The following is a 16,186-nucleotide window of genomic DNA, read 5'->3' as shown; positions in this document are numbered from 1 at the left end:
CGACATGACGATTCCATTGCTGGAGGCGCGCGAGCTCACCAAGTCCTTCGACTCGGTGCGCGCGCTGGCCGGGGTCTCGCTGACGATTCCCGAGGGCGAGGTCACCGCGCTGGTCGGCGATAACGGCGCGGGCAAGTCGACATTGGTGCGCTGCCTGACCGGCGTGCAGGCACCGGATACCGGACAGATCCTGTTCAACGGCGAACCGGTGCGCCTGCGCTCGCCGGAGGACGCGCGCAAGATGGGCATCGAGACCGTATATCAGGATCTCGCCCTCATCGACGATCTGGCCGTGTGGCAGAACCTGTTTCTCAACCGCGAGTTGGTATATCCGCTCGGCATCGTCAACCGCAGGGCGATGATCGCCCGCAGCGGCGAGATCCTGCGCGATCTGGATGTCGATGTGCCTTCGGTGCGCACCACCGTGCGCCGGATGAGCGGCGGTCAACGTCAGAGCATCGCCATCGCCCGTGCGGTGGCCTGGGGCAAATCCATGGTGATCATGGACGAGCCGACCGCCGCGCTCGGCGTGCGGGAGACCGCGGCGGTCGAGAAGCTGGTGCGCGGCCTGCGCGAACGCGGGATCACCGTATTGATCATCAGCCACGATCTGGCACAGGTGATGCGGATCTGTGACAACGTGGTGGTGCTGCGGCGCGGTAGATCCGTTGCGGCACATAGGATCAATGAGGTGGACGGCGATCGGCTGGTCGCCCTGATCACCGGTGCGGCACCCGGCAATCTGGAGATCACCGCGAACGGAGCCGAGTCGTGACGGTTGTCGTCCTCGGCTCGGTCAACCAGGACATCGTCTGTGAGGTGGAACAGCTGCCACGGCCCGGCGAAACCGTGCTGGCACTACGCTCGCGAACCAACCTGGGCGGCAAGGGTTCCAATCAGGCCGTCGCGGCGGCACGAGCGGGCGGCCGGGTCGAATTCATCGCCAGAATCGGTCGTGACGCCGATCCCGGACTGCGGAAATCGTTGCGCGAGTATGGTGTCGAGCTCACCGCACTGCGTGAGGTGCGGGACGCGCGGACCGGCACCGCCTATATCACCGTCGCCGATGGCGAGAACCAGATCGTGGTCGATCCCGGCGCCAACTTCCGCTGGGAATCCGAGCCCGAACTCGACACGATGGCCGAGGCCGATTTGCTGCGGTCGGCGGAAGTTGTTGTCGCACAGTTGGAAGTGCCGCCGAATGTGGTCGAATGGGCCGCGCGGCGGGCGCGCCGGTTCGTTCTCAATGCCGCGCCGGCGACGGCGCTGCCGGATGAGCTGCTGCGCCGCTGCCATCCGCTGATCGTCAACGAATCCGAACTGTCGGCATTGACCGGGACCACAGCGCGGACCCCCGAACAGGCATTCCACCTGGCCCGTTCACTCTGCCTGCGCGGGGTGGAGTCCGTCGTCGCCACCTTGGGCGCCGCCGGGTCGGTCTGGGCGCACCGCTGCGATGTGCCGGCACCGGTTGCGGGCGGATATCAGGCCGCGCCACAGGTGAATTCGGTCGATTCCACCGGCGCCGGCGATGCCTTCGTCGGCGCGCTGGCCACCGCACTCGCCGATGGTATGCCGCTCGGCGGCGCCGTGGCCTACGCCACCGCGGCCGGTGCGCTCGCCGTCCAGACGCCGGGAACCCACGCGTCCTACCCCACCGGGGACCAGATCGTCACCGCGCTCGCGGCCATACCCGTGGCCCAGCCACTCGTCTGATACCCCTCTTCGAGAAGGAATCGAACTTTGCGCACCAGCGGACTCATTCACGCCGGATTGCTCGCCGCGCTCACGGCGCTGCGCCATACCGACCTCTTCGCCGTCAGCGACTCCGGTCTGCCGACACCCGTCGGCGTGCCGGTCATCGACCTTGGCATCAGCTACGGATTCCCCCGGTTCGAGCCCATCCTCGACCTGATTCTCGATGAGGTGACTGTCGAAGCCGCCTGGGGCAGCCGCGACGTCGCGGACCAGAATCCGGAGGCCGCGGCCCTGCTCAGCGGCCGCCTGAACGCGGAGTTGATCGACCACGACGACTTCAAACAGCGCATCGGGGCCTGTCGGTTCGTGGTGCGCACCGGTGAGGCCCGGCCGTATGCCAATGTGTTGCTGCGGGCCGGGGTGCCGTGGCTGTAGCGTTCAGAAATATTGTTACTTGCCACATTGAACCCAGCGCACGTGCGGCCCGTATCGATTGCGGAATGGTCAGTCGACTAACTACTGTCGGATGCTCGGATCAATGACTGATTCCACAGGTCACGCCAGCTTGGCGACTGCTCGCAGCTCGCGCGAAACAACACGGCATGTGGGTCGGGAGGAGCGGTAGAGATGGATCTTCGCGAGGTCGTGTCCGCGGGTGTGTGGGAGCAGCGACAGCTGCTGGATCAAGGGGTGCTGACGGCCCGTGAACTGATCGAGGCGACCCTCGACGGGATCGACCAGGCGGGCGAGCTCAATGCCTTCACTCGCGTCCTGCACGAGCAAGCCATCACCGAAGCCATCGAACGCGATCAGCAGGACGTCGCGGCGCGCGGACCGCTGCATGGCATCCCGATCGCGGTGAAGGACGAGATCGACGTGGCGGGCGTCCCGACCACCTTCGGCACCCGCGCGAACCTCACCCCGGCGGTCGCCGATGCCGAGGTGGTGCGGCGGCTCCGGGCGGCGGGTGCGGTCATCGTCGGCAAGACCACCATGCCGGAGTTCGGACAGTGGCCCTACACCGAATCCACCACCTACGGGCTGACCCGCAATCCGTGGGACAGGACCCGCTCGACCGGCGGTTCCAGCGGTGGTTCCGCCGCGGCGGTCGCGGCGGGGCTGGTGCCCGCCGCACTCGGTGGTGACGGCGGCGGCTCGATCCGGATTCCCGCGGCCTGCTGCGGACTCTTCGGCCTGAAGACCCAGCGCGGACGGGTGCCGACGGCACCGAACGAACATTTGTGGTGGGCGTTGGGCGTCCTCGGCCCGCTCACCCGGAGCGTGCTGGATTCGGCGATCGTCTACGACGTCATCCGCGGCGCCACACCGACCGACCGCTTCCACGCCCCCGATCCGGAGCTGTCGTTCGAGGAGGCCGCCCGGCGCACACCGACCAGCCTGCGCATCGGCTACACCACGAAATCACAGACGATGCTCGCGAAGGCGGTTCCCGAACATGTGCGCGCGGTGCACGACACCGCCGAACTTCTTGTCCAACTGGGCCATACGGTCATCGAGATCGATCCGCACTATCCCGATTTCACGTTCGCCTTCTATCCGCAGTTCTACGGGGGCGTGCGCGCGGAGATCCCACTCGTCGATCATCCGGAACGGCTCGAACGCCGTACTCGCCAAAACCTGATGCTCGGTTCCTGGGCTCGTCGGCCGGTCGTCGAATGGGCCATGCGTCGCGGCGAAGCCTTGGCGCGCAAGGCCGATCGCATTTTCGACAAGTGCGACCTGCTGCTGACCCCCACCATCGCGCACCGTCCGCCGCGGGTCGGCATCCTCGACAATGCGAACCCTGTCCGCGCACAACTCGCCTCGGTCCCCATGGTCGCCTTCACCGGATTCTGGAATGTGACCGGGCATCCCGCCGCCTCACTACCCGCGGGCATGGCGAGCGATGGGCTCCCGCTGGCGGTCCAACTGGTCGGACCGGCGAATGGCGAGACCACCATTCTTTCCGTCGCCGCCCAACTCGAACAGATTCGCCCGCACCCCCGTCCCGCGTAGCCCGAAAGCGCCTGTCTCCGCTGCGATTGTCGATAAAATTCGCACCGGAGGTGATGTGCCGTGACAAGCGTATTGCTGATCACCGGAGACGCGGCCGAAGACCTGGAAGTCATGTACCCGTACCAGCGGCTGCTCGAGGAGGGGTACGAGGTTCATGTGGCCGCCCCCACCGTCAAGAAGCTGCAGTTCGTCGTGCACGACTTCGTCGACGGTTTCGATACCTATACCGAGAAACCCGGACACACCTGGTCCGCCGATATCGCGCTGGCCGATGTCGATCCGAGTCGGTACGCGGCGTTGGTACTGCCCGGCGGACGGGCGCCGGAGTATCTGCGCGGCGATGCGGAGTGCCGCAGGGTCGTCAAACATTTCGTAGACGAGGACAAACCGATCGCGGCGCTGTGCCATGGTCCGCTGATTCTCCTTGCCGTCGGCGCGCTGAACGGTCGTTCGTCGAGCGCCTATCCAGCGTTGGCGCCGGACCTGAATGCCGTTGGCGCAAATTGGGAAGACAGTCCGGCCCATATCGACGGCAATATCGTGACGGGTCGCGCTTGGCCGGACCATCCGCAGTGGATGCGCGCATTCTTGGAGGTGTTGCGCGCCAAAGCGCCCGCCCCGGGTCAGTAGGGCCTGGCGTCCCGCCTCGCGCCGCACTACTATCGTGTGTAGTAGACAAGTGGGAGGGACGCTATGGAAACCATGACAATCGAACGCGTCATTGCGGCGCCGATCGATGATGTCTTCGACTGGCTGACCAATGCGAGCAACTACACGAAGGCACGAATTGTGCTGCGCGAGCGCTTGATACGCCAGGGCGAACAGGCGCCGTACGGACTCGGCGCCGTACGGATCCTGACATGGGGCATCGGCTGGTTCCGCGAACGCATCACCGGCTACGACGCACCGCACGAATTCAGCTACCTCGTCGAGCGCAGCGTTCCGGCGTCCCGGCATGAGGGCGGCCGACTGAGCTTCACCGAGGTCGACGGCGGCACACGGGTCACCTGGACCACCACCGCCGAAGCGCGCCTGCCCTTCGCCGCCGCCTGGTTCACCCGCGTGCTCGCCGCACCGGTGATCCTCTACTCCTTCGGCAAGGTGCTCGACGCCGCCGAATCCGCACTGACCCAAGCGAATCGGTAGGCGTCGAGGACCCCGCTGTCAGCGGTCGCGCGCGCCGAGTGTCAGAAATGCGAGACCGAACGCCAGCACGGCCAACCCGCACCACGACACGATCGGCAACCGCTCACCCACTACGACCACACCGAGCACCGCCGCCACGGCGGGTTCGGCGAGCGTCAATGTCGTCGCCACCTGTGCGGTCGTATGCCGCAGCCCGTAACCGAACAGGCGGTAGGCGACGAAGGTGGTGAATACCGCGAGGTGCAGCGCCACCGCGACGCCGCGACCGGTGTGCAGCCAGGATGTGTTGGTGCACAACACAACCGGCAGCACCAGCAATCCGGCAATGCCGAACATCGCGCCCATCACCGCATTCGACGAATGGCCGTACGCGATGAGCCTGCCGCCGATCAGCGAATAGACGGAATAGGTGAGCCCACCGAATGCGGCGAGCACGATGCCGAACAGGTCGACCGGTGCGGTCCCGCCGGTCATTTCGGGCCCGAGCACGAGGACAGCACAGCCGAGTACCGCCGCCGCGGTGGCACCGACCCACCGCCGGGTCGGTTTACCCTGCCCGGCAACCCAGGCCAATAGCCCGGCGAAAACCGGCGCACTACCGAGGGCGATCACGGTGGCAACGGCCACACCCGTCCGCGCCACGGCCGGATAGAAGGTCACCGGATACCCCGCCACCGCCAACGCCCCGACAATGACCAACCACCACTCGCCGCGCGTGCACCGCAACCGCTGACCATTGGACAAGAACAACAACAGCCCACCGAGCACCAACCCGGCAGATCCGATCGCCGCAGCGGGCGCACCCGCGGGAGCCAATGAACTCGTGGTCCCGGTGGTCCCCCACAGCACCGCTGCGCTCAGGATGGGAACCGGACCACTGAACGCCCGAACACCCGAATGTCCAACCACAACAACAGATTTGATATCAGACAAGGCCATGCACTTCCGTCATCGAATTCGACAGGGATTCGAAACGGGCGCACGACATCACCGAGACTGCCCTCGCAGAACAGCCCGGACCGCGAATCAGAAATTCAGCAGGTGCGCCCGATCAGGCGCACGGCGGCGGCGTAACAGCATGCCAATAGATACCCACGCGACGATGCTAGCGCAATGCCTGGATCGGAGTTACCTCGGCAGATCAGGTGCGCTGAACAAAAGTCTTCGGACCGGATCGGCATCGAATGATCTTCGATAGAGTTGGCCTGGTGAGGAAGATTGATTCACCGATCGGGCCGGCGGTCGGTGCTGTGCGGACAGCGCCTCGTCCGACGGTGCAGTTGGACGATATCGACCGGATTCTGCTCGATCAGCTCGCACGGGACGGGCGGATGACCAATAGTGCGCTCGCCGATGTCGCGGGGATCGCGCCGTCGACATGCCTGGGGCGGGTGCGGTCGCTGGTGGAGCGCGGCGTGATTCGCGGATTCCACGCCGATATCGATCCGGCAGCGCTCGGCCGGAATCTACAGGCCATGATCGCCGTTCGGGTGCAGGCCAATGCACGTCCGCACCTGGCCGAGTTCGGGGAGCAATTGGCCGAACTCGACGAGGTGCTGAACGTCTATTTCATCGCGGGCGCCGACGACTATCTGATCCATGTCGCCACGGCCGACACCGAGGGACTTCGGGTCTTCGTACTGGAACATCTGAGCGCGCATCGCGCGGTCGCCTCCACCGAGACGATCCTCATCTTCGAGCACGTGCGCCCGCGAACCAGCCCGATGGCTTAGCTCACCCACCCGCCGGCTGCCATCCCCTTACGCGGCGGCCAACGTCTCGGCGGCGTAATTGTGTGCCGCCGCAACGGATTCGGACAGCAGGTGGCCGCGGTACGTGCTCAGACCGGCGGCCAGGCCCGGATCCGCGTCGACCGCATCGCGCCAGCCACGCTCGGCGAGCGAAATCGCGTATGGCAGTGTGGCATTGGCGAGTGCGACCGTCGAGGTGTACGGCACCGCACCGGGCATATTGGCGACGCAGTAGAAGACCGAATTGTGCACCTGGTAGGTCGGCTCGGCATGGGTGGTCGGCCGTGAATCCGCGAAGCAACCGCCCTGATCGATGGCGATATCGACCAGCACCGAACCCGGCTTCATCTGTGCGACAAGGTCATTGGACACCAGCGTCGGCGCCTTCGCACCGGGGACCAGCACCGCACCGATCACCAAATCCGCCTCCCGGACCAGACTCTCCACCTCGAAGGTGTTGGAGATGATGGTCCGCACTTGGCCGCGATACTGTTCGTCCAGCGCACGCAGGCGCGCGATATTCAGATCCAGCACGGTCACATCCGCGTGCATGCCGACCGCGACGGCGATCGCATTGCTCCCCGAGACACCGCCGCCCAGCACGACCACCTTCGCCGGACGAGCACCCGGCACGCCGCCCATCAGCACGCCGCGACCGCCGCCGCTGCGCATCAGATGATAAGCACCGGCCTGTGGCGCGAGCCGGCCCGCGACCTCGCTCATCGGCGCCAGCAGCGGCAGCGATCCGTCCTTGCCAGTGACGGTCTCGTAGGCGATCGAGGTGATCCCGGAGTTCAGCAGCGCGTCAGTACACGCCTTGGATGCCGCTAGATGCAGGTAGGTGAACAGCAGCTGCCCCGCACGCATGCGCGAATACTCCTCGGCCACCGGCTCTTTCACCTTGAGCACCATTTCCGCGGTGCCCCATACCTGATCGGCGGTGTCCAGCACCCGCGCCCCGACGGCCGCGTACGCCATATCCTCGAACGCCGACCCCAGCCCGGCACCGGTCTCGATGTACACCTCGTGTCCGCGCGAAACCAGCTCATGCGCACCGGCGGGTGTGCATGCGACCCGGTACTCGTGGTTTTTGACCTCGCGGGGAATTCCGATCTTCATCAACACTCCTGTACGTCGATCCGGCGGATTGGCGACATGTGATCCGTTCGATCACCTCAGTGTGAGTATGAAGATCATTCAAGATCAGGTCCATATCGGTGAAGATAGTTCTCTATCTCACGAGTATTGCATCCTAATATTCATATTCAGGGACCGGCAGTAGTCCCCGTTCGAAACATATTCGGACTATCGCTCCGGGATCTGACCGATGGCCCCCTCCTGGCTCACGGCACACGAGTTCGGGCCGGGCCGCATTCCGGCCGAGGCCGCATTCGCACCCGCGGGCGACCGCCACGGCGGCGACGGCTATCTCATGACCTACGTCTACAACGCCGACACCGACCGGAGCGACCTCGTCATCGTCGACGCGTCCGAGCTGGCCGCGCCACCCGTGGCGACCATCCATCTACCCGCTCGGGTGCCCTACGGATTTCACGGAAACTGGCTGGCCGACAAATGATTTCAGCCGTTGACCACGAGCACCAGTTTGCCGGTCGAGGCGCGACTCGCCATCAACCGGTGTGCCTCGGCGACCTCGGACAGCGGGAACTCCGCGGTGATCGGCAACTCCACCTGCCTCGTGGTGACCAACCGGAATGCCCGATCGGCAATCTCGCGCAGTACCTGCGACGCATCGGCGGTGAGACCGAGAATCGAGAATCCGGAGATCGACAGACCCCTCGGGTAGAGCTCGGGCTGGCCGATTTGCCAGCCCGGCTCACCACTGGCATTGCCGTAGGAGATCAACCGGCCGAACAGCGCCAGCGATTCGAGACCGCGCCGCAAGGTCTGCCCGCCGACCGGGTCCAGCACGATATCGACGCCGCGACCACCGGTCGCCTCCCGGACATCGGTCTCGAAGGTCTCGGCGAGGAAGGCGTCGTCATAACCGAGTTTGCGCGCGTACTCCGCCTTGCCCTCGCTGGAGACCACGCCGTACACCGCGCTGGCCCCCGCCAACTTGGCCACCTGCCCCACCACGGTGCCCACCCCGCCCGCCGCGGCCTGCACCAGCACGGTCTCCCCCGGCTGCAGCTTGCCGACGGTGTTGATCAGTGCATAAGCGGTCGGCAGAACCGTGGGAAGCGTTGCGGCCGTTCGCAAATCGACACCATCGGGCACCGCGAATACCGTCGCGGCAGTCACCACGGCGACCTCGGCGTAGGCGCCGCCATCGGTAATCGCCGCCACCGACTGTCCTACCGTGAATCCGTCGACATCGGCGCCGATCGAGCGCACCCGGCCCGACAGCTCGAGTCCCGGCACGAACGGCAGATCCCGGACCCGATACCCCACCGAACGCGCCTGCAGGTCGGCGAAGTTCACCCCGACATATTCGACATCGATCGCGACCTCACCTGGCCCCGGCTCCGGAGCATCGAGCTCCACCTCCTGCAACACCTCGGGTCCGCCCAGTTCACCGATCTGAATCGCCCGCATAGCCCCACACTCCACTCGACACACCGACGAGTCAGTTTTAGCAGGAAATGAGGTTAGCGGCAGTCCACGACGAGTGCCGTCGCATTATCGGTGCTACCGGCCTGTAACGCGTTGTCCACCAAGGTTTCCGCGGTGTTGGCCGCGGTTTTCCCCGCGACGAGTATCGACTTGATCTCGACCATATCGAGCCGCTTGTGCACGCCGTCGGTGCTCAGCAGCAGTCGGCCCCGGCTCGATCCGGTGGCGGCGCGACCGATGACATCCGGACTCGCGGTGCGGATGGAGGTGGTGACGAGGTGGTCCATGCGGTTCGCCGGGCGAACCCCCCTGGCGCGCATGAACTCCGCGACGGTGTGGTCGGTGGTGATCTGGTGCAGCACCCGGCCGTTCCAGCGGTAGGCGCGACAGTCCCCGACCCAGGCGATATCGCAGGGCCCGTCGGGCTGATCGGCGGCGGGCAGCACGGCGATCACGAGCACACTGTCGGCCTGCTCTTCCGGGAATTCACGCAGCAACTCCTGCTGGGCCGCGACCACGCCGGCCAGCGCGCCGTTGCCCGCACCGATCCGCGCGGCGACCGAGGCCGCGGTCCTCGCTGCCCTGGCCGCAGGCAGGTTGTCGCCGACCCCGTCGGCGACAACGAATGCGGTCCGCCCGACGGTGGGGTCGGTGTAGGTGGCGAAGGCGTCGGCATTGAGCGAACGCCGCCCACGGGTGCTCACCACACCGGGCGTGATACCGCCGAGCCTTACCGGCTCCGGGCGGACGATGGCGATCGAAGCGGTTGTCTGCAAGGTCTGACCTCCTTGGGCTGGACCTGCCCCAACACTGCCGATCCGCACAACTCTGTAACTCCAGTGAACCTCGGTTTTCCGTGTACCGTCCCAAAATTACGTGAGAGAATCCTTTGAATCGTCGGCGCACCCGCGGTGGGCAGCCGGCTCCCGAAATACGATGGCTCCGTGGACAGCGACGACGGCCTCGATCAGCTGCTGGCGAACCGCGGTAACTGGGATGCCCGTGCCCCGATTCACGCGGCCAGCGAATTCTATAGCAATCACGATTCGTCGTATTGGTTCGCGCCCTTCGAATGGGATGCCCTCGGCGACGTGCGCGACCGCGATGTGCTGCATCTGCAGTGCCATCTCGGTACCGAGACAATCGAATTCGCCAAGCGCGGGGCAACGGCGGTCGGTCTCGACTTCTCCCCCGCCTCCATAAGGCACGCCCGAGAACTCGCCACCGATACCGTCGAGTATGTGTGCGCTGATGTCTACGATGCTCCGAATGCGGTGGGGCACAGGCAATTCGACATCGTCTACACCGGCAAGCGTGCGCTCTGCTATCTGCCCGACCTGCCGCGCTGGGCGGCGGTGCTTGCCGAACTGCTGCGTCCGGGCGGCCTCGTGTACATCGTCGAATTCCACCCGCTGCTGCACTCCCTCGGACCCACGCCACCGGCCGAAGCCGATCCGGATTCGCTTGTCCTGCACGATGATTACCTCGAGGGCCGGGGTGCTCAGCGTCGCGACAGCGACCACACCTACACCGACGGCCCGGGCTTGACCAGCGACACCACGGTATACGAATGGCGCCACGGGCTCGGCGAGGTGATCAATGCCCTGATCGGCGCGGGGCTGCGCATTACCGATCTCACCGAAACCGAGATGTTGCCGTGGCCGCGCTGGTCCCACATGATCCGCACCGACAACGGCTGGTTCCGGCTCCCGCCGACGGACCCCATCATCCCGTTGCTGTATGGATTGGCGGCAACCAAACCGACCTAGCCGCAGCACATCCCGCAACTTTGCTACGCGATAGCCACTGCACTCTTTACACTGCGACGATCCACATCGAGGGAGCGTCGAGTGTCCACTACCGTTCAGGTCTTGTTCGTTGTCGTCGCCGTGCTCGTCGGCATCATCGTCGCGGTGATTTCCGGAATTCTCTCCAAGGTCAGCGGCTCGCCCGCGGGCATCGTGATCCGCGACAGCGGCGTCGCCTTCGCGGGTACGGCCGGTCTGACCCTGCTACTACTCAAGGCCATCGGAGTGCTCTGACCGCCCCCGAGGCCGAATACCCTCAGTTCAGCTGCCGAAGACGACGCAGGCGAAACCGACGTGCACGCCGGTGCCGACCCGGACGTCGACCGTTCCGATGGGCGTGACATCCGGGGCCTGGACGGCGCTGAGCGTATGCGGGCCGGTGGTCTTCGGGATCCAGGGCAGCAGGGCGATACCGCCCAGCGGTCGGACCACTCCGAACAGGACGCCGTTGTCGTAGAAGGAGACCGGTTCGGCAGCATTGCTGACATAGGCCTCGGCGGTGGCCGGGCAGTCGGTGCCGTAGTTGGTCGCCAGGCCGTAGTTCGAATCCGGCATCACACCCACCCGGGTCACCGTGGCATTCGCCGTCGGCGCGGTGCAGGCCAGCGCGGCGATCGCGGTGCCGAGCACGGTCGCGGTCGTGATCGTTCGATAGCTCATGATTCGGTCCTCATCGTGCGGTGCCGAGTTGCCAAGCGGAGATCATAGATAGTCGCCCGGGCGCACACCCCCGAATCGCCCAGCGTTTCGCCATTATGTACCTGACGGTTCGTTTTGCGGGGGTCGATATCAGCGGTCGTGCACGATCCGAGCTAGAACGTGTTCTAACGTGTCGGGTATGGACGTGACATACGAAGGCACGAAACGGGAGCTCATCACCGATCAGGGCGTGCTGCGCTATCACGAGGCGGGCGACGGGCCGCCGCTGTTGCTGCTGCACGGCTCCGGGATCGGCGTGAACGGGTGGCGTAACTATCGCGGGAATCTCGCGGTCTTCGCCGAGCACTTCCACTGCTACATCCTCGAATTTCCCGGATTCGGCGTGAGTGACCCGGTGGACGGACATCCCGTGCTGACCGCGGGCGCGGCGGTGTTGCGATTCATGGACGGGCTCGGCATCGAATCCGCGGCCATGGTCGGCAATTCGATGGGCGGTGTCGTCGCGGCGAATCTGGCGATCCAGCATCCACAGCGGGTGCGCAAGCTGGTCACCATCGGCGGGATCGGTCCGAATATCTTCAGCTCCAGTCCGAGCGAGGGGATTCGGCTGCTGCAGGAATTCGCCGACAAACCCGAGCGGGACAAGTTGCTGCGCTGGTTGCGGGCCATGGTCTACGACCCCGCGGTGATCACCGATGAGATCATCGAGGAACGCTGGGCGGCCGCGCAGCATCCGGATACTCAGCAGACCGCCGCCATGATGTACAGCTCGGCCGCGTGGGCCATGCAGCAGAAATTCCTGGCGAATTCGAATACGCCGCCCTATTGGTCGATGCTGCACAAGGTGCAATGCCCGACCCTGCTCACCTGGGGGCTGGACGACCGGGTCAGCCCGCCCGATATGGCGCTGGTGCCGATGCGGCAGATTCCCAATGCGGAACTGCATGTGTTCCCGAACAGCGGGCACTGGGTCATGATCGAGGCCAAGGCGGCCTTCGAACGCGCCACCCTGGAATTCCTGCGCCGCTGAGCTCAGACCTGGTCCGGATATACCGCGATCTCCACCGAATTGCCATCCAGGTCGCGGCAGTAGTGCGAGATGAACCCCATGGTCGGCACCCTACGCCGGACGGCACGCCTTGGCAGTGACCGGAATCTCCGGATATTCCGGCAAGGACTCGTTCGTCTTCGACGCCATGATGCGTTCCATACCTGCCATGGACTCCAGCACGGGCAGCCGCGTGAGGGTGTTCCGAATTGCCATGCCCGAGCGGGTTTTCGGCACCATCAGCCGCAGGTTCGGTCCGATTTGCTGTTTGCGGTCGACCAGTGCGCGGTGGCTCTGCTCGTAGCGGCGAAAACCGGCGCAGTGGTCGCCGTGCGCGGCGGCGAGTGCACCGGCGAGCCGGTAGGCACCGACGAGGGCGAGTTCGGCACCGGCTCCGGATGCGGGCGAGGCGCAATAGGCAGCGTCGCCGACGAGGGCGATGCGGCCGGTCGACCAGGAATCCATGTGGACCTGGCCCAGGGAGTCGAAGTACAAGTCCGGATCGGCGAGTGCGCCGTCGAGCAGCTGTGCCACGTGCCATGCGGATTCGGTGCCGAACCGTTCGGTCAGCAGGGCGCGGGCCGCGGCGGTATCGCGCGGATCGAGGTCGAGCAGTGGGCTGCGGAACATGAAGTAGGCCTTGGCCTGTGCGTGATTGCCGGAACGGTAGATGCCTGCCATCGCGCCCGGGGTGTTGTAGACGCTGACCCAGCGGTTGGGCCCGAGCGCCGCATCGGCGTTGCCGAAGGCGAAGTAGTGGTCCAGGTGCCGGACGAAATTCGATTCCGGACCGAAGGCCAGCCGCCGCACGGCGGAGTGCAGGCCGTCCGCGCCGATGACCAGGTCGAACCGCCGTTGCGGGGCGTGTTCGAAGGTGACGGTGACGCCGTCATCATCCTCGTCGAGGGCCCGGATCGAATCGCCGAACAGGTATTCCACGTCGCCGTTGCTGCCGTGCAGGATCCGGACGAGATCGCCGCGCATGATCTCCACCTCGGCGCTGGCGTACTTGTCCTTGATCTTCTGCATATCCACTTGGGCGATGGAGTCGCCGGTGGTATTCACGAACCGCATCCCGGCGACATCGGCGGCCGCCGACCGGATCTGCGACATGATGCCCATGCGCTCGGCAACCTCGATCGCTTGATCCCGCACATCCACCCCTTGGCCGCCGACTCGCAGACCGGCCGCGCGCTCGACGATGGTCGGCTGGAAGCCGTGCCGCACAAGCCAATACGCCAAGGTCTGTCCGGCGATGCTCGCACCGGAGATCAGAATCCGCATTGCCCGCTCCTTGTCTCGAAATAGTCTGACCACTGGTCAGTGAGATGACTGTATGACGCTGACCAACGGTCAGTCAAGCGGTAGGATCGGGCACCATGGCCGATGATTCGCGTGCCCGCATCCTGCAGACCGCGCTCGACCTGTTCGCCGAGAGCGGATACCACACGGTTTCCGTGCGCGAGATCGCCGAACGGGTCGGGCTGACGAAAACCGCTGTGCTGTACCACTTCCCGAGCAAGAGTGATATCGTCGCGGCGCTCGTGGAACCGCTGCTGGTCGACAGCGAAGCGGTGCTCGAGGCGGCGGCACGCGGGCGGAACGCGCAGGCACGCCGCTGGGCGGTGGTGGCCGGTTTACTCGAGGTGTGGCTTTCGCACGGTCAGCTATTGCGGATGCAAATGCAGGACCAGGCATTATCCGCCGACGAGGCGACCTTCGCGCGATTGCGCACCATCGCGCTGTCGGCCCAGGAACTGATTGCCGGGCCTCGCGCCGATTTCACTACCCGCGTGCGTGCCGCCCAGGTCTATGCGGCACTGAGCGATCCGGTGGTCATCTTCGCCGACCGGCCCGCCGACGAATTGCGCGAGGCGATTCTCGATGGTGCCCGGCGGCTACTCGGCACCGCTGCCGATCTACAGCCGTCAGCCGCCCGAAGCGACCCAGCCCCCCTACCTGCCGCCAAGGTCCCCACCACCCGCCCGAACCGCCGCGGCCGCCCCGGCGCAATGACCTCGGAAATGATCGAATCCGCCCGCCACATGCGAGATTCCGGCCGCCCCATCGATGAGATCGCCGCCGAATTCGACATCTCACGCGCCACGCTCTACCGGCACTTGAGCAAGCGGGCGATCGAATTATGAGACTATTTTCGAGATGGTTCGAGCAGATGCCGCCGAGATCCGAACGGCCGATGCGCGACCCCGCATCACCGCCCGCGATGTCCCGAATCAGGGCTCGAGGTCGGTCACTCCTTTGCCGGTCGAAATCGAACGGCACAGAAGCCTGGTCGTGCGTGATCAACCAATCGCCGTCGATCTTCCGGAAGCCGAAAGTGACCCGGACCCACATACCGCTCGTCGCCGATCCGTTCTTCAGCGTGCCGCTGAGCCGACCGAAGCCGTGCCCTAATGCCACATCATCGCCCACGGTGAATGTCACGTCGCGAACTCATAAGTCACATCTTCGAAGAACACGCCGGAATGTCAGGCCGTCTCACAGTTCGAGGCGCTATTTCGTCGATTCAGTGAAGCAATATCGACCGAAGGAGCCGACACTATGACCGATCCGCACCTGCGCTCGGTGATCAGCGAACGCCGTCAGCTGATCAATCTCGCCTACCGGCTGCTCGGCTCGCTGGCCGAAGCCGAGGATGTGGTGCAGGAGACCTACATGCGTTGGTACGCGCTGTCCGAGCGGCAGCGACAGGATGTGAGGGCGCCCGGCGGGTGGTTGACGACGGTGGCCAGCCGGATCTGCCTCGATCTACTCGGCTCGGCGCGCGCCAGGCGGGAACGCTATGTGGGCGAATGGATTCCGGAGCCGGTACCCGACCGTTCCGAATGGTTCGGTGGTCCCGCCCCCGCCGATCCCGCCGACCGTGTCACCCTCGACGAGTCGATCAGTATGGCCTTCCTGGTCGTGCTGGACTCCATGACGCCGGCCGAGCGGGTGGCGTTTGTCTTGCACGATGTCTTCCGCTACTCCTTCGCCGAGGTCTCCGACATCGTCGGGCGCAGCCCCGGCGCTTGCCGCCAGCTCGCCTCCTCCGCCCGCCGCCGCATCCGCACCGCGCAGAGCCCGCCGAGTACCCAGCGCGCCGAGGTGGTCCGGGACTTCAAACGGGCCTGGGAGACGAGAGATATCGAGGCTCTGATCGGCCTGCTCGATCCACAGGCGACCGCGACGGCCGACAGTGGCGGCCTCGCTCCGGCCTTCCTCCGCCCGATCACCGGCGGCGAGCAGATCGCCCGCGCCTGGATCGACATCGCCGCCCGAGGTCCCGAGATCGCGCTGGTCGAGCGCACGGTGAACGGCCAACCCGGCCTGGTGGCCCAGCTCGCCGACACCGTCGTGTCGGTCTACGCCTTCGATATCGCCGACGGCCGGATCACCCGCATCTGGGCCATCCGGAACCCGGAGAAACTGCGGCCTTGGGCAGCACGCTGACCTGCTTCGTCCGACCGCGTGCGGGCGAT

General features: G+C 65.6%; 19 protein-coding genes and 1 pseudogene. 13 read left to right on the top strand and 7 right to left on the bottom strand.

The genetic code is table 11. The features are described 5' to 3' along the window. The first annotated feature begins 4 nt into the window (after nt 1-4). From OIE68_RS03430 to OIE68_RS03405, 6 genes are all read left to right on the top strand, one after another. Complete coding sequence (locus tag OIE68_RS03430; RefSeq protein WP_327097943.1) at nt 5-775, top strand: ATP-binding cassette domain-containing protein; 771 nt, start codon at nt 5-7, stop codon at nt 773-775. Continuing rightward, on the top strand, nt 772-1,716 hold the full coding sequence (locus OIE68_RS03425; RefSeq protein WP_327097942.1) for a ribokinase: 945 nt from the start codon (nt 772-774) through the stop codon (nt 1,714-1,716). The genes OIE68_RS03430 and OIE68_RS03425 overlap by 4 nt, the downstream gene beginning before the upstream one ends. 27 nt (nt 1,717-1,743) lie before the next feature. Then, on the top strand, nt 1,744-2,133 hold the full coding sequence (rbsD, locus tag OIE68_RS03420) for a D-ribose pyranase (protein WP_327097941.1): 390 nt from the start codon (nt 1,744-1,746) through the stop codon (nt 2,131-2,133). A gap of 192 nt (nt 2,134-2,325) precedes the next feature. Continuing rightward, nucleotides 2,326-3,714: an amidase gene (locus tag OIE68_RS03415; RefSeq protein WP_327097940.1), complete on the top strand. Its 1,389-nt coding sequence runs from the start codon at nt 2,326-2,328 to the stop codon at nt 3,712-3,714. 60 nt (nt 3,715-3,774) lie between these two features. Beyond that, the gene (locus OIE68_RS03410; protein ID WP_327097939.1) at nt 3,775-4,344 is read left to right on the top strand and encodes a DJ-1/PfpI family protein; all 570 of its coding nucleotides are present in this window, start codon (nt 3,775-3,777) and stop codon (nt 4,342-4,344) included. Nucleotides 4,345-4,407: 63 nt separating this feature from the next. After that, nucleotides 4,408-4,860: an SRPBCC family protein gene (locus OIE68_RS03405; RefSeq protein ID WP_327097938.1), complete on the top strand. Its 453-nt coding sequence runs from the start codon at nt 4,408-4,410 to the stop codon at nt 4,858-4,860. A gap of 18 nt (nt 4,861-4,878) precedes the next feature. Here OIE68_RS03405 and OIE68_RS03400 read toward each other — a convergent pair whose 3' ends face one another. Beyond that, entirely contained in the window at nt 4,879-5,769 is an 891-nt protein-coding gene (locus OIE68_RS03400) for an EamA family transporter (protein WP_327097937.1), read from the bottom strand. Between the two features lie 320 nt (nt 5,770-6,089). On the opposite strand from OIE68_RS03400, the gene OIE68_RS03395 reads away from it, so the two are divergent. Next, complete coding sequence (locus tag OIE68_RS03395; RefSeq protein WP_327101561.1) at nt 6,090-6,593, top strand: Lrp/AsnC family transcriptional regulator; 504 nt, start codon at nt 6,090-6,092, stop codon at nt 6,591-6,593. Nucleotides 6,594-6,620: 27 nt separating this feature from the next. Here the strand turns inward: OIE68_RS03395 and ald are convergent, their stop codons facing one another. Beyond that, nucleotides 6,621-7,730, bottom strand: a complete 1,110-nt coding sequence (gene ald / locus OIE68_RS03390) for an alanine dehydrogenase (protein ID WP_327097936.1) — start codon at nt 7,728-7,730, stop codon at nt 6,621-6,623. A 208-nt stretch (nt 7,731-7,938) separates the two neighbouring features. Between ald and OIE68_RS03385 the strand changes: the two genes are divergently transcribed. After that, nucleotides 7,939-8,190, top strand: coding sequence for a carotenoid oxygenase family protein (locus OIE68_RS03385; RefSeq protein WP_327097935.1), 252 nt, complete (start codon nt 7,939-7,941; stop codon nt 8,188-8,190). Between the two features lie 2 nt (nt 8,191-8,192). On the opposite strand, the gene OIE68_RS03380 is transcribed toward OIE68_RS03385, so the two are convergent. Together OIE68_RS03380 and OIE68_RS03375 are read right to left on the bottom strand one after the other, a co-directional pair. Next, a complete protein-coding gene (locus OIE68_RS03380) occupies nt 8,193-9,170 on the bottom strand; it encodes a quinone oxidoreductase family protein (protein ID WP_327097934.1) in 978 nt (325 codons plus the stop codon). A gap of 53 nt (nt 9,171-9,223) precedes the next feature. Then, nucleotides 9,224-9,964 (bottom strand): serine/threonine protein phosphatase, encoded by a 741-nt coding sequence (locus OIE68_RS03375; RefSeq protein ID WP_327097933.1) that lies wholly within the window; start codon nt 9,962-9,964, stop codon nt 9,224-9,226. 168 nt (nt 9,965-10,132) lie between these two features. On the opposite strand from OIE68_RS03375, the gene OIE68_RS03370 reads away from it, so the two are divergent. After that, nucleotides 10,133-10,957, top strand: a complete 825-nt coding sequence (locus OIE68_RS03370) for a class I SAM-dependent methyltransferase (RefSeq protein WP_327097932.1) — start codon at nt 10,133-10,135, stop codon at nt 10,955-10,957. A gap of 81 nt (nt 10,958-11,038) precedes the next feature. Continuing rightward, a complete protein-coding gene (locus OIE68_RS03365) occupies nt 11,039-11,230 on the top strand; it encodes a hypothetical protein (RefSeq protein WP_327097931.1) in 192 nt (63 codons plus the stop codon). A 27-nt stretch (nt 11,231-11,257) separates the two neighbouring features. Here the strand turns inward: OIE68_RS03365 and OIE68_RS03360 are convergent, their stop codons facing one another. Further along, nucleotides 11,258-11,656 carry a hypothetical protein gene (locus OIE68_RS03360; protein WP_327097930.1) on the bottom strand — a complete coding sequence of 133 codons (399 nt, stop codon included), beginning with the start codon at nt 11,654-11,656 and terminating at the stop codon, nt 11,258-11,260. Nucleotides 11,657-11,834: 178 nt separating this feature from the next. Between OIE68_RS03360 and OIE68_RS03355 the strand changes: the two genes are divergently transcribed. After that, entirely contained in the window at nt 11,835-12,686 is an 852-nt protein-coding gene (locus OIE68_RS03355; protein WP_327097929.1) for an alpha/beta fold hydrolase, read from the top strand. Between the two features lie 90 nt (nt 12,687-12,776). On the opposite strand, the gene OIE68_RS03350 is transcribed toward OIE68_RS03355, so the two are convergent. Further along, nucleotides 12,777-13,988: an FAD-dependent monooxygenase gene (locus OIE68_RS03350; protein ID WP_327097928.1), complete on the bottom strand. Its 1,212-nt coding sequence runs from the start codon at nt 13,986-13,988 to the stop codon at nt 12,777-12,779. Between the two features lie 95 nt (nt 13,989-14,083). Here OIE68_RS03350 and OIE68_RS03345 point away from each other — a divergent pair, with 95 nt between their 5' ends. After that, on the top strand, nt 14,084-14,851 hold the full coding sequence (locus OIE68_RS03345) for a TetR family transcriptional regulator (RefSeq protein ID WP_327097927.1): 768 nt from the start codon (nt 14,084-14,086) through the stop codon (nt 14,849-14,851). 187 nt (nt 14,852-15,038) lie between these two features. On the opposite strand, the pseudogene OIE68_RS03340 reads toward OIE68_RS03345, so the two are convergent. Next, nucleotides 15,039-15,125: pseudogene (locus OIE68_RS03340) on the bottom strand (DUF4440 domain-containing protein); the annotation flags it as partial. 141 nt (nt 15,126-15,266) lie between these two features. On the opposite strand from OIE68_RS03340, the gene sigJ reads away from it, so the two are divergent. Beyond that, the gene (sigJ, locus tag OIE68_RS03335; RefSeq protein ID WP_327097926.1) at nt 15,267-16,157 is read left to right on the top strand and encodes an RNA polymerase sigma factor SigJ; all 891 of its coding nucleotides are present in this window, start codon (nt 15,267-15,269) and stop codon (nt 16,155-16,157) included. The last annotated feature ends 29 nt before the right edge of the window (nt 16,158-16,186 follow it).

The sequence above is a fragment of the Nocardia vinacea genome, from assembly GCF_035920345.1.
Lineage (GTDB): Bacteria > Actinomycetota > Actinomycetes > Mycobacteriales > Mycobacteriaceae > Nocardia > Nocardia vinacea_A.
The sequence above is the reverse complement of the archived record's forward strand: the minus strand, read 5'-3'. Positions and strand labels throughout refer to the sequence as shown.